Here is a 21,026-nt window from a genome sequence, read left to right on the forward strand (position 1 = left end):
CGCACTCGTTTCGTACGGACGGGCGAGACCAGGGCAAAGTCTACCGGCGGTCCTCCGCCTCCTGTGGGGCGTCTCGGCGACGCGAGCGCGGCAGGACCCGCAGGGCGTCCCCCATGTCGGCGACTTCCAGGACCTTCATGCCTGCGGGGACCTTGCCGGGATCGCTCGGCACGAGCGCGTGCGTGAAGCCCAGACGGTGGGCCTCCGCGAGCCTGCGCTGCACGCCCGTGACCCGTCTGACCTCGCCCGCGAGGCCCACTTCACCGATCGCGACGAGGTTCTTGGGCAGCGGGGTGTCGCTGGCGGCAGAGGCCAGCGCGAGGGCGATCGCGAGGTCGGCGGCGGGCTCCGAGAGCTTCACCCCGCCGACCGTCGCCGAGTAGATGTCCCGCTTGCCGAGCGCGCTGATCCGGCCCCGCTGCTCCAGGACGGCCAGCATCATCGAGACCCGCGAGGTCTCCAGGCCGGACGTCGTACGGCGGGGCGAGGGAATCTGGGAGTCGACGGTGAGGGCCTGCACTTCGGCGACCAGGGGGCGGCGGCCCTCCAGGGTGACCGTCAGACACGTCCCCGGGACCGGCTCGTCACGCCGGGTCAGGAAGAGCCCGCTGGGGTCGGCGAGCCCTGTGATGCCCTCGTCGTGCAGTTCGAAGCAGCCGACCTCGTCGGTGGCGCCGTAGCGGTTCTTGACGCCCCGCACCAGGCGCAGGCGCGCGTGCCGGTCGCCCTCGAAGCTCAGCACGACGTCCACGAGGTGTTCGAGGAGGCGGGGGCCGGCGATCGAGCCGTCCTTCGTGACATGGCCCACCAGGAGCGTGGACATGCCGCGTTCCTTGGAGGCGCGGATCAGGGCGCCCGCGACCTCGCGGACCTGGGCCATGCCGCCGGGCGCCCCGTCGATCTCCGGGGAGGCCACGGTCTGCACGGAGTCCATGATCAGCAGGGACGGCTTCACCGCGTCCAGGTGGCCCAGGACCGCCGCCAGGTCCGTCTCGGCGGCGAGGTAGAGGTGGTCGTCGATGGCGCCGATGCGGTCGGCGCGCAGCCGGACCTGGGAGGCCGACTCCTCGCCGGTGACGTACAGCGTGCGGTGTTCGTCACTGGCCGACTTGGCCGCCACGTCCAGCAGGAGGGTCGACTTGCCGACGCCCGGCTCGCCGGCCAGCAGCACGACCGCGCCGGGCACGAGACCGCCGCCGAGGACGCGGTCCAGTTCGGGCACGCCGGTGGGGCGGGCGGTGGCCTGACGGCCGTCGACCTCGCCGATGGGCACGGCGGAGGTGGTGACGCGGCCCGGCGCCGTCGTACGGACCGCGGGCGTGCCGTACTCCTCGACCGTCCCCCAGGCCTGGCACTCGGGGCAGCGGCCGAGCCACTTGGCCGTCTGCCAGCCGCATTCGGTGCAGCGGTAGGACGGGCGGTCCTTGGTGGTCTTCGTACGGGCAGCCATGGGGAAACCGTAGCCGCCGCCACCGACAGCCGGACCTGCCTGTGGACAACCGGGCTCCCCGGACGCCCGCGCCCCTGGTGAATTGGACACGCCCTGTCACGAACGAGCCACGGGACGCCTCTTAGCCGTCCCCTTATGAGGGATCGTTTCACCCGTACGGATTAAAAGGACGCAAGGGACAAGAAGACCTAGTTCCGTGCCGCCTACGGTCGCACGGGTGATGAGCAGCAGCCCGGAAACCTCGACCCGCACGACCGGCGCGCACCGGGCGCACCGGGAGGTGCGCGACGGCGCTGCGGCGCGCACGCTCGCGCAGCGGCCGCCCGCGCGCTACGAGCCGTACCTGGACGGCCTGTTCACCTACTGCCTGTCCGTTCTGTGCGACCACGACGCGGCCACCGCCGCCCTCGGTGACGTCCTCACGTTCGCCGATCGGCGCGGCCAGCGTGTTCCGAACGCCGGGGGCGACCGCCGGGCCTGGCTGTACGCGCTGGCCCGCTGGGCCTGTCTGCGCAAGCTCACCGAGGCCAAGCAGAAACGTCAGGGCACGCACGCGGCGGCCCGCAACGGCACCCGCCGACCGCCGGGCGTCAAGTCCGCTGCAGCCCCTGCTTCCGCCGCTTCCGCCGACCCTGCCGACCCCCCCGATCCTGCCGGTCCCGACGAGGACCAGGAGCAACGGCGGCGGGAACTCGCCCTGCTCGCCTGGCCGGAGGCGGCCGGCACCACCCCGGAGCAGCGTGAGGCGCTCGAACTCGCCGTCCGCCACCATCTGGCCGCCCACGAGATCGCCGCCGTTCTCGGCAAGGACCTCGCCGTCGCCCGCGAACTGCTCTCCTCCGCCGCCTGCGAGGTCGAGCGCACGCGCGCGGCGCTCGCCGTCGTCGAGGCCGGCGGCTGTCCCGGTGTGTCCCGTCTCACAGGCGAGAACCAGGTCGTGCTCAGCGCCGCCCTGCGCCGTGAACTCGTCCGGCACGTCGACGACTGCCCGCGCTGCCGTCGCATCGCCGAACGCGCCGTTCCCGGCCGCTGGCCCGGCGCCGGGGTCACCCCCGCCGAGCTGCCCGTCCTGGAAGCCCCCCGCGCGCAGTTGCACGTCGCCATGGCGCACCTCCCGCGCGCGCGGGGCACCGCCGCGCCGCGCTACGACCGGCGCGGCTTCCCCATGGACCCCAAGGACCGCGCCGCCCGTCGGGAGCGGCTACGCGCGCGTGCCGTCACGACGACCGTGGTCGCCACCGTCGTCGCCGCGCCCGTGCTCGCTCTGTGGGCGGCCTACCGGAGCACGCCGACGGGGGACGCCGAGGGCCGCTCCGCCAGCGCCAGCGAGGCGCACGGCGCCGACGGCCTCGACGGTGAGACGGCCGGCGGCTACGAGAACGCCGGAAACGCCAGCACACGTCCCGGCGCCGGCTCCCTCAAGGACGACGGACCGGACGTCTCCGTTGAGGTCATCAGCGTCACGGGACTCGGCCGGAGCGCTTCCGGCCGCCTCTCCGTGACGGCGGCCACCAGCGGCGACACCACCCTCGTCACCCTCACCGCACCCCCGGACGGGGTGGGGCCGGTCCGCTGGTCGGCGGCCACCCCGGCCCCGTGGCTCTACCTGAGCCGCTCCGCGGGCGCCCTGCGGCCCGGCGAGTCGGTGACGGTCAAGGTGTACGTCGACCCTCTGCGGGAGCCCCCCGGGCGCTGGCACGCGCGCGTGGCGATCGCCCCGGCGGGCGCCGTCGTCTCCATCGAGGGCTACGGCACGGCCCCACGCCCCGCGGACCCCGGCAAAGGGCCGGGCCCGCGTCCCGGCGACCCGCCCCCGTCGTCCGACCCGCAACCGACCCCCACACCCCCGCCTTCCGCGGACCCCACCCCGGCCGGCCCGCCCTCCTCTTCCACCCCGGACCCCACCCCGACCCCCACCGCCCCGACCCCGTCCACCCCGGAGTCCTCACCACCGCCGTCCACCGACCCAGGCACCCCCACCCCGTCGACGTCGTAGACGTGGTCGCAGTCGCAGTCGCAGTCGCAGTCGCAGGAGCCCCGGGCAGCGGGCCCTGGGCCCCGGGAGCCGTGTGGTCCCCCGGAGCGGGCCGTCAGAACCTCATGCGGTCGGGTCCGCCGGATGCGGCGCCAGGAGCGGGAGCTGCGAGGCCAGGCGCTCCTCGCACAGCTCGGCCAGGCGGTCGTAGCCGGCCTTGCCCATGAGTTCGGTCAGCTCCGGGCGGTAGGAGACGTACACCGGGTCGCCCGCGCCGTGCGCCGAGGTCGCCGACGTGCACCACCAGTGCAGGTCGTGGCCGCCCGGACCCCAGCCCCGCCGGTCGTACTCGCCGATCGACACCTGCAGCACGCGCGTGTCGTCGGGCCGGTCGATCCAGTCGTACGTCCGCCGCACCGGTAGCTGCCAGCAGACGTCCGGCTTGGTCTCCAGCGGCTCGCGGCCCTCCTTGACGGCCAGGATGTGCAGCGAGCAGCCCGCGCCGCCCGCGAAGCCCGGACGGTTCTGGAAGATGCACGAACCGTTGAACGGGCGGGTCTGGCGGGAGCCCTCGTCGTCCTCCGAGACCCAGCCGTCCCGGGTGCCCTCCTCGTGGTGCTGCCAGAGGTCGGGCGTGAGCCTCGCCACATGCTCGGCGACGCGCTTCTCGTCGTCCTCGTCGGAGAAGTGGGCGCCCAGCGTGCAGCACCCGTCGTCCGCGCGGCCCGCCTGGATGCCCTGGCAGCCGCTGCCGAAGATGCAGTTCCAGCGAGAGGTCAGCCATGTCAGATCGCAGCGGAACACCTGCTCGTCGTCCGCCGGATCAGGGAACTCCACCCACGCCCGCGCGAAGTCGAGGCCCTTCTCGTCCGCTGCCAGGGCCTTCTTGGACTTCTTCGGTGACTTCACCGGCTTCGCCTGCGAAGAACCGCCGGTGGATTTGTCGGCCTTCGCCTTGTTCGTCTTTGGCACTCGTCCAGGGTAAGTCGCCGGCGGCCGCTTCGGGGACGGCCCACGGCCCTGCGGGCAGTAGCGTTCCCTACATGAGACTCGGTGTCCTCGACGTGGGATCGAACACGGTGCATCTGCTGGTGGTGGACGCACACCCGGGCGCGTGCCCCCTGCCCGCGCACTCGCACAAGGCGGAACTACGCCTTGCCCAACTCCTCGACGGGGACGGGGCCATCGGCCCCGAGGGCGTCGACAAACTGATCACGGTCGTCCACGAGTCGCTCCAGGCTGCTGAGGACAAGGGCGTCGAGGACCTGCTGCCGTTCGCGACCTCCGCCGTGCGCGAGGCCAGCAACGCCGACGACGTCCTCGCGCGCGTGCAGGCCGAAACAGGCGTCGAGCTGCAGGTTCTCTCCGGCGCCGAGGAGGCCCGGCTCACCTTCCTCGCCACCCGCCGCTGGTTCGGCTGGTCGGCCGGAAAACTGCTGGTCCTGGACATCGGCGGCGGCTCCCTGGAGATCGCCTACGGCATCGACGAGGAGCCCGACGCGGCCGTCTCGCTGCCGCTCGGCGCCGGCCGGCTCACCGCGGGCTGGCTGCCCGGCGATCCGCCCGACCCCGAGGACATACGGTCCCTGCGCCGGCACGCCCGCGCGCAGATCGCCCGCACGGTGGGGGAGTTCAGCCGCTTCGGCACCCCCGACCACGTCGTGGCCACGTCGAAGACGTTCCGGCAGCTCGCCCGCATCGCCGGCGCCGCCCGCTCGGCCGACGGCCCGTACACCCAGCGCCAGCTCAAGCGCGAGTCCCTGGAGGCCTGGGTGCCCCGCCTGGCCGCGATGACCACGGCCCAGCGCGCAGCGCTCCCGGGCGTCTCCGAGGGCCGCGCCAACCAGCTCCTCGCCGGCGCTCTGGTCGCCGAGGGCGCGATGGATCTCTTCGGCGTCGAGACGCTGGAGATATGCCCGTGGGCGCTCAGGGAGGGCGTCATTCTGCGCAGACTCGATCACATGGGTTCGCTTTAGTCACGTACAGGTGTGCGCGTAGGAGTGCGAGCCATCGCCCTCCGCGCGTAGCTGCCCGTGGCGTACCCCACAACGGCGAGCAGGCACACCGCACCGGAGCGACGGCACCCCGTAACCTGTCCCCCATGGCAGAGCCAGTCGTGCGGATCCCGGATGCGAAGGTCGCCCTGTCGACTGCCTCGGTCTATCCGGAGTCGACGGCGACGGCCTTCGAGATCGCCGCACGCCTCGGGTACGACGGCGTCGAGGTCATGGTCTGGAACGACCCCGTCAGCCAGGACATCGACGCGCTGCGCAGGCTCAGCGACTACCACCGGATCCCGATCCTCGCCGTCCACGCCCCCTGCCTGCTCATCACGCAGCGGGTGTGGTCGACGGACCCGTGGACCAAGCTCCAGCGGGCCCGTGCGGCGGCGGAGAAGCTCGGCGCGAGCACGGTCGTCGTCCATCCGCCGTTCCGCTGGCAGCGCCAGTACGCGCGGGACTTCGTCACGGGCGTCTGGCGGATGGCGGACGAGACGGACGTACGGTTCGCCGTCGAGAACATGTACCCGTGGCGCTACCGCGACCGCGAGATGCTCGCGTACGCGCCGGACTGGGACGTCACGAAGGACGACTACCGGCACTTCACGATCGACCTCAGCCACGCCTCGACGGCCCGCACGGACGCGATGCAGATGGTCGACCGCATGGCCGACCGCCTGGGCCACGTCCACCTCGCCGACGGAAACGGTTCCGCGAAGGACGAGCACCTCGTCCCCGGCCGCGGCTCCCAGCCCTGCGCCGAGCTGCTGGAGCGGCTCGCGCTGACCGGCTTCGACGGCCATGTCGTCATCGAGGTCAACACCCGGCGCGCGATGTCCGGCGCCGAACGTGAGGCCGACCTCGCGGAGGCCCTGGCCTTCACCCGCCTGCACCTGGCCTCGGCCGCGTCCTCCTCCTCGGCGCCCCGCCGATGACCGGCATCGCCGCCCGCAAGCGCGGCCGTCCCCCTCGTACGGAGTCGGCGGACACCCGTGACCGCATCCTGACGGCGGCCCGCGAGGAGTTCTCCGAACGGGGCTACGAGAAGACGTCCGTCCGCGGCATCGCGAAGGCCGCCGGCGTGGACCCGGCGCTGGTGCACCACTACTTCGGCACCAAGGAGCAGGTCTTCGAGGCGGCCGTCGAGGTCGCCTTCGCGCCCGCGCTGAGCGCGCCCGAAGCGGTCGCCGACGGGCCGTTGGACCAGGTCGGGGAGCGGTTCACCCGCTTCGTCTTCGGGGTGTGGGAGAACCCCACCACCCGTAAGCCCCTGCTGGCGATCCTCCGCTCCGCCGTGAACAACGACACCGCGGCCGCCGTCTTCCGCCGTCTGGTCGCCTCACAGCTGCTGCGCCGGATCGCCGCCCAGCTCGACCTGCCGGACGCCGAGCTGCGCGCCGAACTGGCGGCGGCACAGCTGGTGGGCTGCGCCATGATGCGGTACGTGATCAAGCTGGAGCCGCTGGCCTCGGCGGACCTGGAGCAGATCATCGCGCGCGTGGCGCCCGTCGTACAGGGACACCTCACGGCTCCCTGAGCACGCCGGGTCCTACCTGAGGACGAGACCTGCATCCCGCATTCCGGACACCTCGTCCCGCCCCCTGGATGACCGGCGTACGCTCATTAGCAGTCAGAAGTCTCTGATCGCAGTCTCTGAAGGAGCGAGCGACGATGCCCGAGCTGAGGTCCCGCACAGTCACCCACGGTCGCAACATGGCGGGCGCACGCGCCCTTATGCGCGCCTCCGGTGTACCCGGTGCGGACATCGGCCGGAAGCCGATCATCGCGGTGGCGAACAGCTTCACCGAGTTCGTGCCCGGGCACACGCACCTCCAGCCGGTCGGCCGGATCGTCAGCGAGGCGATCACCGAGGCCGGCGGCATCCCGCGCGAGTTCAACACCATCGCCGTCGACGACGGCATCGCGATGGGCCACGGCGGCATGCTGTACTCCCTGCCCTCCCGCGACCTCATCGCGGACTCGGTGGAGTACATGGTCGAGGCGCACTGCGCCGACGCCCTGATCTGCATCTCCAACTGCGACAAGATCACCCCGGGCATGCTCAACGCGGCCCTGCGGCTGAACATCCCGACCGTCTTCGTCTCCGGCGGCCCGATGGAGTCCGGCCGCGCCACGCTCGTCGACGGCACGGTCCGCACCCTCGACCTGGTCGACGCGATCTCCGACGCCGTCAACGACAAGATCTCCGACGAGGACATCCTCCGTATCGAGGAGAACGCCTGTCCGACCTGCGGCAGCTGTTCCGGCATGTTCACCGCCAACTCGATGAACTGCCTGACCGAGGCCATCGGCCTCTCCCTCCCCGGCAACGGCTCGGTCCTGGCCACCCACACGGCCCGCAAGCAGCTGTACGTCGACGCCGCGCGCACGGTCATGGACATCACCCGCCGCTACTACGAACAGGACGACGAGACGGTCCTGCCGCGCAACGTGGCGACCTTCGCGGCCTTCGAGAACGCGATGGCCCTCGACATCGCGATGGGCGGCTCCACCAACACGATCCTGCACCTCCTCGCCGCCGCCCAGGAGGCGGGCGTCCCGTTCGGCCTGGAGGAGATCAACGAGGTCTCGCGCCGCGTGCCGTGCCTGGCGAAGGTCGCGCCGAACGTCGCGAAGGACCGCACGTACTACATGGAGGACGTGCACCGCGCAGGCGGCATCCCCGCCCTCCTCGGCGAACTGCACCGCGCGGGCCTGCTCAACGAGGACGTGCACGCCGTCCACAGCCCGTCCCTGGGGGACTGGCTGAAGACGTGGGACGTCCGCGCGGGCTCGCCCTCGCCCGAGGCGCTCGAACTGTGGCACGCGGCCCCCGGCTGCGTCCGCTCCGCCGAGGCCTTCTCCCAGTCCGAGCGCTGGGAGGCCCTGGACGAGGACGCCGAGGGCGGTTGCATCCGCTCCGCCGAGCACGCCTACAGCAAGGACGGCGGCCTCGCGGTCCTGCGCGGCAACCTCGCCGTCGACGGCTGCGTCGTCAAGACGGCCGGCGTGGACGAGTCGATCTGGACCTTCGAGGGCCCGGCCGTCGTCTGCGAGTCGCAGGAGGAGGCCGTCGAGAAGATCCTCAACAAGCAGGTGACCCACGGCGACGTCGTCGTCATCCGCTACGAGGGTCCCAAGGGCGGCCCGGGCATGCAGGAGATGCTCTACCCGACGTCCTTCCTCAAGGGCCGCGGCCTCGGCAAGACCTGCGCCCTGATCACCGACGGCCGCTTCTCCGGCGGCACCTCGGGCCTGTCGATCGGCCACGCCTCCCCCGAGGCGGCCTCCGGCGGCACGATCGCCCTCGTCGAGAACGGCGACCGCATCCGCATCGACATCCCGAACCGCACCATCGAGCTCCTCGTCGACGACGCCGAGCTGGCGCGCCGCGAGGCCGCCCTCGACGGCGTCTACGCCCCGAAGAACCGCGAGCGCAAGGTGTCCGCCGCCCTGCGCGCCTACGCCGCGATGGCGACGAGCGCCGACAAGGGCGCGGTGCGCGACGTGTCGAAGCTGGGCTGACGCCCATCAGTGCGTGACCGGGGGCCGCTTCCCAGGGAGGCGGCCCCCGGCGCGTCTCACCAGTCCGCCGGATCCCGCCCGTCCACCGCGAAGACGGTCCCGTCGGGAGCGCCGGCGTAGACGCGGCCGTCCACCGCCTCGGGCGCGGGCAGCGCCGTCACCACTTCGTCGGAGTTCGCACCGAGCCGCAGCTGCGTCTGCCCGACGAGCTTCCCCCGGTCTGCGTCCACGGCGAGGAGACGACCGTCGGGGGCGCTGAAGTACACGTGCGCGCCGTCGGCGGACGGCACCGAACCGCGGCTCACGGCCGTCTGCAGGGACCACACCTGCTTCCCCGCGACCGTGTCCACGGCCACCAGCGTCCCGTCGAAGCCCAGCAGGTAGACCCGGTCGCCCTGCAGGGCCGCGCGCGCCTGCTGCAACTGCAGCGGCACGCCCAGCCTCACCCGCAACGACACCTTGTCCGCCGGGTAGTACCGGACCACGGCGTCGACCGACCCGTACCCGCTGCCCTGCGACAGCAGCACCAGGCTGTCGCCCGCGGTGCCCACCAGCGTCAGCGCGCCGCTGAGCCGCTCCTCCCACTTCACCTGCCCGGTCGCGGGATCCACGGCCGTGATCCGGGTGCGCCCTTCGCCCGAGCCAGACGTGCTCGACACGTACGCCAGCGGATCCTTGGGGAACGACAGGAAGTACGGCTCGCCCAGCCCCGGGATCCGCCGGCTCCACGCCGTCTTCCCCGTCGCCGCGTCCACGCCGGTCACCTTGCCGTCGGCCGCGGTCAGCAGCAGCGTGCCGCCGACGGTGCGGACACCCCGGTACGCCGACAGGTCCCGCTGCCAGCGCGTGGCGCCCGACGCCGGATCGAGCGCCTCCACCCGCTTGCCCGAGTGCGTGACCACCAGCGCCAGCCCGCCCGCGAGCACCGGCGCCTCGCCCGGCCGGTCGTCCTCGGCGAGCGCGTGCCGCCACAGCACCCGCCCGCCGGACGCGTCCAGCGCGGACACCAGCCCCGACTGCGCGCACAGCAGCCGCTTCGCGTCGTACGCGCACTGCGGCATGCCGCCCGTGCCGGTCCCGGCGCCCGTGTCCCCGCCCGCACCGCCGCCGTTCGCCGGGCGCGCGCTCCAGGGAGCGAAGGCGGCCGACGCGGACCCCGACGCGCCCCGCGCGCCCCGGCTCGTGCCGTTGTCGCCGAGCAGCTGCGCGGCGGCCAGCCCACCACCCGAGAGGACGACGACCAGGGCGCCGGCCGCCAGGGCGACCCGCCTGCGCCGACGCTTCACGCCTGCCGGTCCCGCCTCCGATCCGGACTGCGGATCCGCCCGATCCGCCCGATCCGCCCGATCCGCCTGATCGGCCTGGTCCGTCGGGCCCGCCGAACTCACCGAACCCGCCTGGTCGGTCTGGGGCTCCTCCAGCACCCGCTGCGACGGTATGAACGCCTGCGTGTCCCACGAGGCCGCCTCAGACCGCAGTTCCCGCATCATCTCGTCCGGCGTGGGCCGGTCCTCGGGCTCCTTGGCGAGACACCGCGTCACCAGCGGCGCGAGGTTCGCCGGTACGCCGGTCAGGTCCGGCTCGTCGTGGACGACCTGGTAGGCGACGACGTACGGGCTGTCGGAGTCGAACGGCCCGCGTCCCGTCGCCGCGTGCACCATCACGGACCCGAGCGCGAAGATGTCGGCGGCCGGCCCGACCTCCCGCGGCCGCCGGAACTGCTCCGGCGCCATGAACGGCGGCGTGCCGATCAACTTGCCCGTCTCGGTCCGCAGTTCGCTGTCCTTCGGCCGCGAGATACCGAAGTCGATGACTTTCGGACCGTCCTCGGCGAGCAGCACGTTGCTCGGCTTCAGATCCCGGTGCACGACCCCGACCCGGTGGATGTCGCGCAGTGCCTCCGCGAGCCCGGCCATCAGCCGCCGCAACTCGCCTGGGCCCATGGGCCCGTTCCGCTTCACCTGCTCGGCGAGCGTCGAGCCGGGAATGAACAAGGTGGCCATCCAGGGCCGTTCGGCCTCCGGGTCGGCGTCGACGACGGGTGCGGTGAACGCCCCGCTGACCCGCCGGGCGGCCGCCACCTCCTGCCGAAAACGCCCCCTGAACTCGGGATCCCGGGCGAACTGGGCATGGACGACCTTCACCGCGACCTTCATCCCGGAGGTGCTCCGGGCCAGGTGCACCACGCCCATGCCGCCGGATCCCAGGCGCTCCTCAAGACGGTAGTGACCGGCGTACTCCGGAAGTTCCGCTTCCGCGCCCGCTCCGGTGTTGCGCTGTGGCGTCATGGACCACCCCCGTGCTGTTCGTCCGCGCGCGCGACGCACGGAGCCTAGTCGATGACTCGTACGGGACAGAGGCGGCTTGCTAGCCTTCACGTACGAATTGCGCACATGTGTTTCATGGCGCGTTTCAGGGGAATCAACGTGGCCCCATGGCAGTCATGGGGTCCAACGGGGGGAGTTTTTTTCATGTCTGTTGACCGCGTGGAAGAGGTGGACGAGGTCGGGAGCGCCGACGCGGCGGATGCCCTCACGACGGCGTCTCTCACCTACTACCCGATCGCCCCGGGCGTCCGGCTGAACGTGCGCAGCGGCCCCGGCACCAGCTACCCGGTCGTCAAGGTCCTGAACGAGGGCACCAAGGTCCCGATCTTCTGCCAGACCCCGGGCACCTCGGTGAGCGGCCCGTACGGCACGACGAACATCTGGGACAACATCGCCGACAGCCAGTTCGTCTCGGACGCGTACGTCAGGACGGGCAGCGACGGCTACATCGCCCCGCGCTGCGCCTGATCCCAGCCTCGGGGCGACCCACCCGGGGAGCCCGCCCCCGTCCGGAGCCATAATCGTCCCGTGAGCGACGAAAACGGCACCCCGGACACGGCGGAGGGCTCCCCGGGAGCCCCCGCCGAGCAGGCAGGTCAGGCCGGCGCGGGCCCCCGTCCGGAGCCCCTGCGCTTCTTCGGCACCACCTGGGTGAACCACGACCCCGGCGTCCAGGGCTACGCGGCCCGCCGCATCGGCGTGGCCGTCGGCTCCCTCGCCGCCGTCACCGCCTCCTGTCTCGTCCTTCGCTTCGCCTACGAGGGCATCGCGATCGCCGACCTCGGCGGCTTCGTGACCCTCCTGGTCGTCGTGATGTTCGCGGTCTGCAGCGCGCTCGCCTTCCGGCACACCTGGGACGGCTTCTCCCGGCGCCCCGACCCCGACCGCCAGGCCTCCCTGCGCGGCCTGCTGGCCATCGGCTTCGTCGGCTCGCTGCTCGCCTACTTCTTCCGCGCCCTCACCGAGGCGCCCGGCGAGAAACTCCACCGCGAGGAGTACGACACGGCCCGCCAACAGCACCAACGCCGCACCTCCCGCCGCACAGGCAACCCATCGAAGAAGCGCCGCCGAGGCTGACGCCGAACCGGTCACGGAGGCAGGCCGCTCCACCCGCCGGCTCCACCCCGCCGCGCCCGGCCACCACCGCACCCGGCTCTTCCCCGACCACCTCCCACCGGCCACCATGGCCCCCATGACGTCGTCCTCCCCCATCCCCTCCCACGTCGCCCGAGCCCACTCCTTCAACTCGGCAGCGGCCCAGTACGCCGCCAACCGCCCCTCCTACCCGACCGCTCTCCTCGACGCGATCGAGGACCTCGCAGGCCACCCCCTGACCGGCGCGCGGGTCGCGGACATCGGCGCCGGCACCGGCATAGCGACGGCCCTCCTGCACGCCCGCGGCGCGGACGTCATCGCCGTCGAACCCGGGGACGGCATGGCCGCGCAGTTCCGCCGCGCTCTCCCCGACGTGCCGATCGTCCGGGGCGACGGCGACCACCTTCCGCTGGCCGACGCCTCCGTCGACTTCCTGACCTACGCCCAGTCCTGGCACTGGACCGACCCGGCCCACTCGGTCCCGGAGGCCCTGCGGGTCCTGCGCCCGGGCGGCGCGCTGGCGCTGTGGTGGAACACCAGCGCCGTGGACGTGCCGTGGATCGACGCCCAGGCCCACCGCATGGAGCGCCGCTTCGGCCTCGACCACGTCGTGCAGAGGAACGGCGACGGCAGCCGCGCCGCCCGCACCGACCCGACCGGCAGGCTCGACTTCGCCCACCGCACGGTCCGCTGGAGCCGCCGCGTCCCCCTCGACCTGCACCTGGCCAACATCGGCAGCCACTCGGTCTTCCTGGTGCACGGCGAGGAGAGCACGGCCGCCTTCCTCGCCGAGGAACGCCGCCACCTCCTCGCCGCGTTCCCGGACGGCGCCGTCGAGGAGACCTACGACGTCGAACTGCTGCTCGCGACCAGACCCTGACCCCGCGCGGCGGCCCACCCCTCCAGGGCCGCCGCACACGCGTGGTCCACATGCCGCAGCCCGCCCAACTCCAGCCGCACCTCACGGTCGTGCGGCAGCGCCTCCAACGCGTCCAGCAGCTTCGGCAGCCGCAGAAACGTCGCATGCCCCAGCACCCGTACGACGAGCCCGGCGTCGCCCCGGTCCTCCGTCTCGACGTGCACATGGCTGATCTCCCAGGCCGTCTTCGCCACGGCCAGCGCCAGCCCGACCAACACCCCCTCGAACAGGTTCCCGACGACGATCGCCCCCGCCGTGACCCCGAGCACCACGACCTCCCCCCGATGCCCGCGCCACAGCTTCCGCACCTCCCGCACCGGCACGAGCTTGCAGCCGGCGTGCACCAGCAGCCCTGCCAGCGCCGCGACCGGAATCAGCCCCAGCACCCCGGGCACGACGGCCGCGAACAGCAGCAGCCACACCCCGTGCAGCACCCGCGACGCCTTCGTCCGCGCACCCGCCCGCACGTTCGCCGCGCTTCGCACGATGACCGCCGTCAGCGGCAGCGCGCCCAGCATCCCGCACACGGTGTTGCCCGCGCCCTGCGCCATCAACTCCCGGTCGTAGTCCGTCCCCCGTCCGTCGTGCAGCCGGTCCACCGCCGCCGCGCTGAACAGCGACTCCGCCGACGCGATCAGCGCGAACGCCACGACCGTCCCGATCACCCCCACTTCCGTCAGCCGTCCGAAATCCGCCGCCTCCGGCACCCGCACGGCATCCAGCAGGCCCTGCACCCGGACCCGCCGCACCTCCAGGTCGAACACCCACGTGACGCCCGCCGCCAGCGCCACCGCGACCAACGGCGCCGGAACCAGCCGCGCACCGCCGCGCCACCGCCCCCACGCCACCAGCACGACCATGGTGGCACCCCCCACTGACAACGCCACCGGATCCACCCGCCCGGGCAGCGACACCAGCCCGGCGAGCTTCCCGAGCCCGCCCTCCGGCGCGCCCGCGTCCCCGAGGGCGTACACCTGTCCGGCGACCAGCACCAGCCCGATCCCGGCGAGCATCCCGTGCACGACGGCCACGGACACGGCCCGGAACCACCGCCCGAGCCGCAGCGCGCCCAGCCCGAGCTGCAGCAGCCCGGCGGCGAGCACGAGCGCCCCGAGCACCTGAACGCCGTACCGCTGCACGGCCTCGTGGACGAGCACGGTGAGCCCCGCCGCCGGCCCGCTCACCTGCAGGCTGCTGCCGGGCAGCACTCCGACGACCAGCCCGCCGACGATGCCGGTGACCAGCCCCAGCTCGGCGGGCACGCCGGAGGCCATGGCGACGCCCACACACAGGGGGAGCGCGACGAGAAAGACGACGAGGGAAGCGAACAGATCGGCTTTGCGAACACCACGGCGCAACACGGCGGCACCTCCGGTAGGAAACGGGAGATGCGTGGGCGCGCCGCACCGGGGGAGGGCGCGACGACGACCATGCGCGGACGCGGCCGGGACCGAAGCCCCGCCCGCGCAACGCGCATGAATTCCATTATCGGTTGAAACGATCGCCCGGACGACGGGTTCCTGTGCCGACCCGGTGAACACGGAAGCGGATGAACAGGAACCTCCGCTTCCAATCCCACCGCCACGCGCCTGCGCCCCCGCACGCCCCACCCCCGCACCCCACCGCCCGCGCACCCCACCGACCGAAGCGCTTGACGACTCATGGCCTCACGAGGATTATTCATCACATGATGAATTCTAGGATCGGGCCACCCGGCTCACCCGAGCCGCCCGCCGTGCCCGACACACCCCCCGCCGTCGTGGCCGACCGCCTCACCGTGGTCCGTGGCCCGCGCACGGTCCTCCACTCCCTCGGCTTCGCCGTCCCCCGCGGCCAGATCACCGGCCTGCTGGGCCCCTCCGGCTGCGGCAAGTCGACCCTCATGCGCGCGATCGTCGGCACCCAGGCCAAGGTCACCGGCACCCTCGACGTCCTGGGCCGCCCCGCCGGCCACCCCACCCTCCGCACCCGCATCGGCTACGTCACCCAAGCCCCCTCCGTCTACGACGACCTGACGATCCGCCAGAACCTCGACTACTTCGCCGCGATCCTCGACCCCGGCCGAAGCGCGGCGGACCGACGCCACGAGAACGTCACCCGAGCCATCGCCGACGTGGACCTCACCACCCACGCCCACGACCTCGCCGGCAACCTCTCCGGCGGCCAGCGCAGCCGCGTCTCCCTGGCCGTCGCCCTCCTGGGCGCCCCCGAACTCCTCGTTCTCGACGAACCGACGGTCGGCCTCGACCCCGTCCTCCGCCGCGACCTGTGGAACCTCTTCCATGACATCGCGGCGACCCGGGGCGCCACCCTCCTCATCTCCTCCCACGTCATGGACGAGGCCGAGCGCTGCCACCGCCTGCTCCTCATGCGCGAGGGCGAGATCCTCGCCGACGCCGCCCCCGACGCCCTGCGCACCCGCACCGGCACGGACACGGTCGAGTCGGCCTTCCTGCACCTGGTGGACGAAGCGGCCGCAGCAGGCCGCGCCAAGGAGACAGCCCGATGACCACGACGACCGGCATCCTGAACGCCTCCCGCACCACCGCCACCGCGGCCCGCGTCCTGCGCCAACTGCGCCACGACCCCCGCACGATCGCGCTGCTGATCCTGATCCCCTGCGTGATGCTGTTCCTGCTCCGCTACGTCTTCGACGGCAGCCCGCGCACCTTCGACGGCATCGGCGCGTCCCTCCTCGGGATCTTCCCCCTGATCACGATGTTCCTGGTGACCTCCATCGCCACCCTGCGCGAACGCACCTCGGGCACCCTCGAACGCCTCCTCGCCATGCCCCTCGGCAAGGGCGACCTGATCGCCGGCTACGCCCTCGCCTTCGGCGCCCTCGCGATCATCCAGTCGGCCCTCGCCACCGGCCTGGCGGTCTGGTTCCTCGACCTGGACGTCACCGGCAGCCCCTGGCTCCTCCTCCTGGTCGCCCTCCTCGACGCCCTGCTCGGCACGGCCCTCGGCCTCTTCGTCTCGGCCTTCGCGGCCACCGAGTTCCAGGCCGTCCAGTTCATGCCGGCGGTGATCTTCCCCCAGATCCTCCTCTGCGGCCTCTTCACCCCCAGGGACGCCATGCACCCCGCCCTGGAAGCCCTTTCCGACGCCCTCCCCATGTCCTACGCCGTGGACGGCATGAACGAGGTCCTCACCCACACCGACATGACAGCGACCTTCGTACGAGACGTCCTGATCGTGGCGGGCTGCGCCCTCCTGGTACTGGGCTTGGGCGCGGCAACGCTACGGCGTCGGACAGCGTGACCGACGAAGGGGCGGCTGGGCCGAAAACCGCAGTCCGCCCACCGGACACCACACCCCCCAACCCCACCGCCGATGCGAGGATGACTCCGGACGACGCAACCCCCGGAGGACCCCCAGCCATGACCCAGAAAGTCGCAGTCCTCGGCACCGGCAAAATCGGCGAAGCCCTCCTCAGCGGCATGATCCGAGGCGGCTGGCCCCCCGCCGACCTCCTCGTCACCGCCCGCCGCCCGGAGCGAGCCGAAGAACTCCGCACCCGTTACGGAGTCACCCCGGTCACCAACGCCGAGGCCGCCAAGACCGCCGACACCCTGATCCTCACGGTCAAACCGCAGGACATGGGCGCCCTCCTCGACGAACTCGCCCCTCACGTCCCCGCCGACCGCCTGGTCATCAGCGGAGCCGCCGGCATCACCACCGCCTCCATCGAGGAACGCCTCGCCACCGGCACCCCGGTCGTCCGCGTCATGACGAACACCCCCGCCCTGGTCGACGAGGCCATGTCCGTCATCTCCGCCGGCACCCACGCCACCGCCGACCACCTCGCCCACGCCGAGGAGATCTTCGGCGCCGTCGGCAAGACCCTCCGCGTTCCCGAGTCCCAGCAGGACGCCTGCACCGCCCTCTCCGGCTCCGGCCCCGCGTACTTCTTCTACCTGGTCGAAGCCATGACCGACGCCGGCATCCTCCTCGGCCTGCCCCGCGACAAGGCCCATGACCTGATCGTCCAGTCCGCGATCGGCGCCGCCACGATGCTCCGCGACAGCGGCGAACACCCGGTCAAACTCCGCGAGAACGTCACGTCACCCGCGGGCACGACCATCAGCGCCATCCGCGAACTCGAGAACCACGGCGTACGAGCCGCCCTCATCGCCGCCCTCGAAGCAGCCCGCGACCGCAGCCGCGAACTGGCCTCAGGCAAGAAGGACTGACGGAAGACCCGTCAGCAGGACCGAGAGCAGAACCGCCCCGCCCCCGCCCCCCGCCGAACGAACAAGCGGGGCGGTCACCTGCCCGAACCCGCCCCCACGATCTCCTTCGTGGTCACCACCCGCGCGAACCCGCCCCCGTGCAGCGACACCGCCGACGCCTGCGCGAGCTCGTCCGCGGTCCGCCGCCACCCGAACGGCCCCTCCAGGTCGAAGGTGTGCGTCGCGTCGTACGCGACCACGACCTGGTACCCCAGGTTCCCGCCCATCCGCGCGGTCGTCTCCACGCACATGTTGGTCTGGATACCCGCCACCACGAGCTGCGAGATCCCCTCCGCCCTCAGCCACGAGCCCAGATCCGGCGTCCCGAGGAAGGCCGAGTTCACGGTCTTCGTGATGAACAGCTCCGGCCCCGCCCCCTTCCCGCGCCGCTCCTGCACGTACTCCTTGAGGTCGTTGCCCTCGTACCCCGGCCGCAGCGGCGACTGCGGATTCGGGGAGTCGTGCCGCACGAAGACGACCGGCCGCCCCGTCTCCTGCCACAACTCGATGAGCGCGGCGATGTTGTCATCGGCCCCGGGATTGTTCCGCGGCCCCCAGTAGCCCAGCTCCTCGAAGCCCTTCTGCACGTCGATGACCACCAGCGCTGCGTTCTCTGCGATGTCCATGCCCTCGATCCTGCCGCCGCGGGCACCCTCGCTCCAGAAGCGCCAAAGTCATCGATCGATGGTTTACTGCCAACCATGCAGAACGCCGTGAAGCCCACGGAAACCAAAGAATCCGCAGAAGCCACGGAAACCACTGAATCCACGGAAGCCCCACAGGGCACGGGGCACGCAGAGACCGCGGGCAGCACCTACCGCGTTGCCCTGGTCGCCTTCCCCGGCATCCGCGCCTTCGACGTCTCGGTCGTCACCGAGGTCTGGGGCAACGACCGCACCGACCGCGGCGTCCCCGCCTTCGATCTGCACCGGGTCGCGGCCGACACCACCACCCCCATCCCCATGCGCGGCGGCCTGGCCCTCCTCCCCGACCGCGCCCTCAGCTGGCTCTCCCGAGCCGACCTGATCCTCGTCCCCGGTCTGGACGACTACCTCACCCCCGCACCCGCCCCCGTCCTGGAGGCACTGCGCCGCGCCCACGCCCGCGGCACCACCCTCGCCGCCCTCTGCGGCGGCGCCTTCACCCTCGCCCAGGCAGGCCTCCTCGACGGACGCCGAGCGATCACCCACTGGAACCTGATCAACCTCCTGCGCACCCACCACCCCCGGATCACCGTCGTCCCCGACGCCCTCTTCATCGAGGACGACAACATCTGGACCGCCGCCGGCACGGCAGCCGGCATCGACCTCTGCCTCCACCTGGTCCGCCGCTCCCACGGAGCCGAAACGGCCGCGACCATCGCCCGCGCCATGGTCACCGCCCCCTTCCGCACCGGCACCCAGGCCCAGTTCATCGAACACCCCACTCCCCGCGCGGACCGGGACGCCGACACCCTCGCTGCCGTACGCGAACACGCCCTTCGTCATCTGCACGAACCACTCACCGTCGCCGACCTGGCGGCGCACGCCGGAATGTCCCCGCGCAGCTTCGCCCGCCACTTCACGGCGGCGACCGGTGTCACCCCCCTCCGCTGGCTTCTCGACCAGCGCATCGCCGCAGCCCAGAAACTGCTCGAACGCACCGACCTCCCCATGCCCGAGGTCGCCCGGCGCGCCGGCTTCGGCAGCGAGGTCACGATGCGCCAGCACTTCGCGTCGCGCCTCGCCACCAGCCCCCGCGCCTACCGGGCCGCGTTCAGCACTCCGCCCGCCATCGGCGCCGACTCGCCGACGGGCTCCGTCACCGGCGGAAGCAACCCGATCGCGCGATAAGCGGTATCCACGACGGGCCGGGCCATCCCGCGAGCCTTCTCCGCACCATCCCGCAGCACCCCCTCGACATAGACGGGGTCAGCGCACAACTCCTTGTGCCTGACCTGCACGGGCTTCAGCACCTCGACCACCGCGTCCGCGGTGTCCTTCTTCAAAGCGCCGTACGACTGGTAAACGCCCGCCAAGATCTCCGGGTTCCCACCGGTGCAAGCGGCGAGGATCTCCAGCAGATTCGCGACCCCGGGCCGCCCCTCCCGGTCGTACACGACTTCCCGCCCGCTGTCGGTGACCGCCCGCATGACCTTCTTACGCACCGCTTCGGGCTCGTCCAGCAGATAGACGATCCCCGGCCCGAAGTCGTCGCTCTTGCCCATCTTCGACGCCGGCTCCTGCAGGTTCATCACCCGCGCCGCCACCGCCGGATGCGTGGCCTTCGGCACGACGAACGTGTGCCCGTACCGCTGGTTGAACCGCACCGCCAGATCCCGCGCCAGCTCCACATGCTGCGTCTGGTCGTCCCCCACCGGCACCTCGTCGGTCCCGTAGGCCAGGATGTCGGCCGCCATCAACACGGGATACGTCAGCAACGACAGCCGCACACTCCCGCCGCGCCCCCGCTCCCGCGCTGACTTCTCCTTGTACTGGATCATCCGCCGCATCTCGCCGTCCGTGGCCACGCACTCCAGCAGATACGACAACCGCGCGTGCTCGTCCACATGACTCTGCACGAACACGGTGCACAGTTGTGGGTCCAGTCCCGCCGCCAGCAGCAGCGTCGCCGCCTGCCGACTCAGCCGGCGCACCCGCGCCGGATCGTGCTCCACGGTCAGCGCGTGCAGATCCACGACGCAGAACAACGAGTCCGCCCGGTGCTGGTCGACCTCGGCCCACTGCCGCAGTGCTCCCAGGTAGTTCCCCAGCGTCAGGTGCCCGGTCGGCTTGATCCCGCTGAAGACCCGCTTCATCTCTCCACCTCCTGGTCGACGCCGCCGTCCCGGTCGGCCGTCCCCCTGGAACCCGGTGGGAGAAACAAGAACGGCCGCCGAGGCGGCGGCCGTTGAGTGCATACGTGAGCACGGCCGCCGTCAGGCGGCCCACCACAGCTGGGTGCACGTACGCGTAGTCATGTCCGTCAGGGTACGCCTCAGGGGTGCCTCCGGGACATGAGTTGACACGCTCACGTCCGGATACGTAGTGTTCTCCGAGTTGTCCGACGTGAGCGCCGACTCCGGTCGGTCCCCGGGCAGCCATTCCGCAGGTACCAACCACTTCTCGACGCGCAGTCGATCCGGCTGCCGTCGCGTCATTGGCGTGCGTATTCGCGAAATGAGGAATCCGCGTTCGAAAGGACGCAGGCCCCCGATTGGCTTCGGGAGCAGGGAATCCGCTAAAGTCTCACTCGTCGGAACGGCCCAGCGGCCGCGAAGACAAGCCCCCGCTGACTGGGAATCAGGACCGAAAGGATCTGATAGAGTCGGAACCGCCGGAAAGGGAAACCGCGAAGCAAGAAACGCGGAGAACCTGGAAAGCACCGAGGAGATCGGATCGAGAAAAAGATCTGATAGAGTCGGAAACGCAAGACCGAAGGGAAGCGCCCGGAGGAAAGCCTGAGAGAGTCTCTCGGGTGAGTACAAAGGAAGCGTCCGTTCCTTGAGAACTCAACAGCGT

At 71.9% G+C, this 21,026-nt stretch carries 18 protein-coding genes; 12 read left to right on the top strand and 6 right to left on the bottom strand.

The features are described 5' to 3' along the window. Window positions 1-40: 40 nt before the first annotated feature. Window positions 41-1,450: a DNA repair protein RadA gene (gene radA / locus ACIBAF_RS28880; protein ID WP_399466850.1), complete on the bottom strand. Its 1,410-nt coding sequence runs from the start codon at window positions 1,448-1,450 to the stop codon at window positions 41-43. Window positions 1,451-1,667: 217 nt separating this feature from the next. Here radA and ACIBAF_RS28885 point away from each other — a divergent pair, with 217 nt between their 5' ends. Beyond that, window positions 1,668-3,446: a hypothetical protein gene (locus ACIBAF_RS28885; RefSeq protein WP_399466853.1), complete on the top strand. Its 1,779-nt coding sequence runs from the start codon at window positions 1,668-1,670 to the stop codon at window positions 3,444-3,446. 102 nt (window positions 3,447-3,548) lie between these two features. Here ACIBAF_RS28885 and ACIBAF_RS28890 read toward each other — a convergent pair whose 3' ends face one another. Then, window positions 3,549-4,397, bottom strand: coding sequence for a hypothetical protein (locus ACIBAF_RS28890; protein ID WP_399466855.1), 849 nt, complete (start codon window positions 4,395-4,397; stop codon window positions 3,549-3,551). Window positions 4,398-4,468: 71 nt separating this feature from the next. On the opposite strand from ACIBAF_RS28890, the gene ACIBAF_RS28895 reads away from it, so the two are divergent. The 4 genes from ACIBAF_RS28895 (at window position 4,469) to ilvD (ending at window position 8,950) form a co-directional block, all read left to right on the top strand. Then, complete coding sequence (locus ACIBAF_RS28895) at window positions 4,469-5,401, top strand: Ppx/GppA family phosphatase (protein WP_399466856.1); 933 nt, start codon at window positions 4,469-4,471, stop codon at window positions 5,399-5,401. A gap of 125 nt (window positions 5,402-5,526) precedes the next feature. Continuing rightward, on the top strand, window positions 5,527-6,360 hold the full coding sequence (locus ACIBAF_RS28900; RefSeq protein ID WP_399466859.1) for a sugar phosphate isomerase/epimerase family protein: 834 nt from the start codon (window positions 5,527-5,529) through the stop codon (window positions 6,358-6,360). Then, window positions 6,357-6,962 carry a TetR family transcriptional regulator gene (locus tag ACIBAF_RS28905; protein WP_399466861.1) on the top strand — a complete coding sequence of 202 codons (606 nt, stop codon included), beginning with the start codon at window positions 6,357-6,359 and terminating at the stop codon, window positions 6,960-6,962. Before ACIBAF_RS28900 ends, ACIBAF_RS28905 begins: the two co-directional genes overlap by 4 nt. A gap of 134 nt (window positions 6,963-7,096) precedes the next feature. Beyond that, window positions 7,097-8,950: a dihydroxy-acid dehydratase gene (gene ilvD / locus ACIBAF_RS28910; protein WP_399466863.1), complete on the top strand. Its 1,854-nt coding sequence runs from the start codon at window positions 7,097-7,099 to the stop codon at window positions 8,948-8,950. 56 nt (window positions 8,951-9,006) lie between these two features. Here the strand turns inward: ilvD and ACIBAF_RS28915 are convergent, their stop codons facing one another. Next, on the bottom strand, window positions 9,007-11,238 hold the full coding sequence (locus tag ACIBAF_RS28915; RefSeq protein ID WP_399466864.1) for a serine/threonine-protein kinase: 2,232 nt from the start codon (window positions 11,236-11,238) through the stop codon (window positions 9,007-9,009). A 183-nt stretch (window positions 11,239-11,421) separates the two neighbouring features. On the opposite strand from ACIBAF_RS28915, the gene ACIBAF_RS28920 reads away from it, so the two are divergent. From ACIBAF_RS28920 to ACIBAF_RS28930, 3 genes are all read left to right on the top strand, one after another. Then, window positions 11,422-11,745, top strand: a complete 324-nt coding sequence (locus tag ACIBAF_RS28920; protein WP_399466866.1) for an SH3 domain-containing protein — start codon at window positions 11,422-11,424, stop codon at window positions 11,743-11,745. Window positions 11,746-11,805: 60 nt separating this feature from the next. Next, window positions 11,806-12,354, top strand: coding sequence for an EamA/RhaT family transporter (locus ACIBAF_RS28925; RefSeq protein WP_399466868.1), 549 nt, complete (start codon window positions 11,806-11,808; stop codon window positions 12,352-12,354). 115 nt (window positions 12,355-12,469) lie between these two features. Next, a complete protein-coding gene (locus ACIBAF_RS28930) occupies window positions 12,470-13,252 on the top strand; it encodes a class I SAM-dependent methyltransferase (RefSeq protein ID WP_399466870.1) in 783 nt (260 codons plus the stop codon). On the opposite strand, the gene ACIBAF_RS28935 is transcribed toward ACIBAF_RS28930, so the two are convergent. Beyond that, on the bottom strand, window positions 13,216-14,649 hold the full coding sequence (locus ACIBAF_RS28935) for a SulP family inorganic anion transporter (protein WP_399466872.1): 1,434 nt from the start codon (window positions 14,647-14,649) through the stop codon (window positions 13,216-13,218). The genes ACIBAF_RS28930 and ACIBAF_RS28935 overlap by 37 nt on opposite strands. Window positions 14,650-14,978: 329 nt before the next feature. On the opposite strand from ACIBAF_RS28935, the gene ACIBAF_RS28940 reads away from it, so the two are divergent. The 3 genes from ACIBAF_RS28940 to proC all read left to right on the top strand — a co-directional run bounded on the left by ACIBAF_RS28940 (window position 14,979) and on the right by proC (window position 17,487). Further along, window positions 14,979-15,800, top strand: a complete 822-nt coding sequence (locus ACIBAF_RS28940; RefSeq protein WP_399466874.1) for an ABC transporter ATP-binding protein — start codon at window positions 14,979-14,981, stop codon at window positions 15,798-15,800. Further along, window positions 15,797-16,555 carry an ABC transporter permease gene (locus tag ACIBAF_RS28945; RefSeq protein ID WP_399466876.1) on the top strand — a complete coding sequence of 253 codons (759 nt, stop codon included), beginning with the start codon at window positions 15,797-15,799 and terminating at the stop codon, window positions 16,553-16,555. Before ACIBAF_RS28940 ends, ACIBAF_RS28945 begins: the two co-directional genes overlap by 4 nt. A gap of 119 nt (window positions 16,556-16,674) precedes the next feature. Then, a complete protein-coding gene (gene proC / locus ACIBAF_RS28950; RefSeq protein WP_399466878.1) occupies window positions 16,675-17,487 on the top strand; it encodes a pyrroline-5-carboxylate reductase in 813 nt (270 codons plus the stop codon). A 74-nt stretch (window positions 17,488-17,561) separates the two neighbouring features. On the opposite strand, the gene ACIBAF_RS28955 is transcribed toward proC, so the two are convergent. Then, window positions 17,562-18,152: a cysteine hydrolase family protein gene (locus ACIBAF_RS28955; RefSeq protein ID WP_399466881.1), complete on the bottom strand. Its 591-nt coding sequence runs from the start codon at window positions 18,150-18,152 to the stop codon at window positions 17,562-17,564. 75 nt (window positions 18,153-18,227) lie between these two features. Here ACIBAF_RS28955 and ACIBAF_RS28960 point away from each other — a divergent pair, with 75 nt between their 5' ends. After that, window positions 18,228-19,358, top strand: a complete 1,131-nt coding sequence (locus ACIBAF_RS28960) for a GlxA family transcriptional regulator (protein ID WP_399466883.1) — start codon at window positions 18,228-18,230, stop codon at window positions 19,356-19,358. Here the strand turns inward: ACIBAF_RS28960 and trpS are convergent. Continuing rightward, the gene (gene trpS, locus ACIBAF_RS28965) at window positions 19,268-20,323 is read right to left on the bottom strand and encodes a tryptophan--tRNA ligase (protein WP_399466885.1); all 1,056 of its coding nucleotides are present in this window, start codon (window positions 20,321-20,323) and stop codon (window positions 19,268-19,270) included. The genes ACIBAF_RS28960 and trpS overlap by 91 nt on opposite strands. Window positions 20,324-21,026 lie beyond the last annotated feature (703 nt).

Origin of the sequence: Streptomyces sp. NPDC051677 (assembly GCF_044453465.1) — a bacterium.
Classification (GTDB): domain Bacteria; phylum Actinomycetota; class Actinomycetes; order Streptomycetales; family Streptomycetaceae; genus Streptomyces.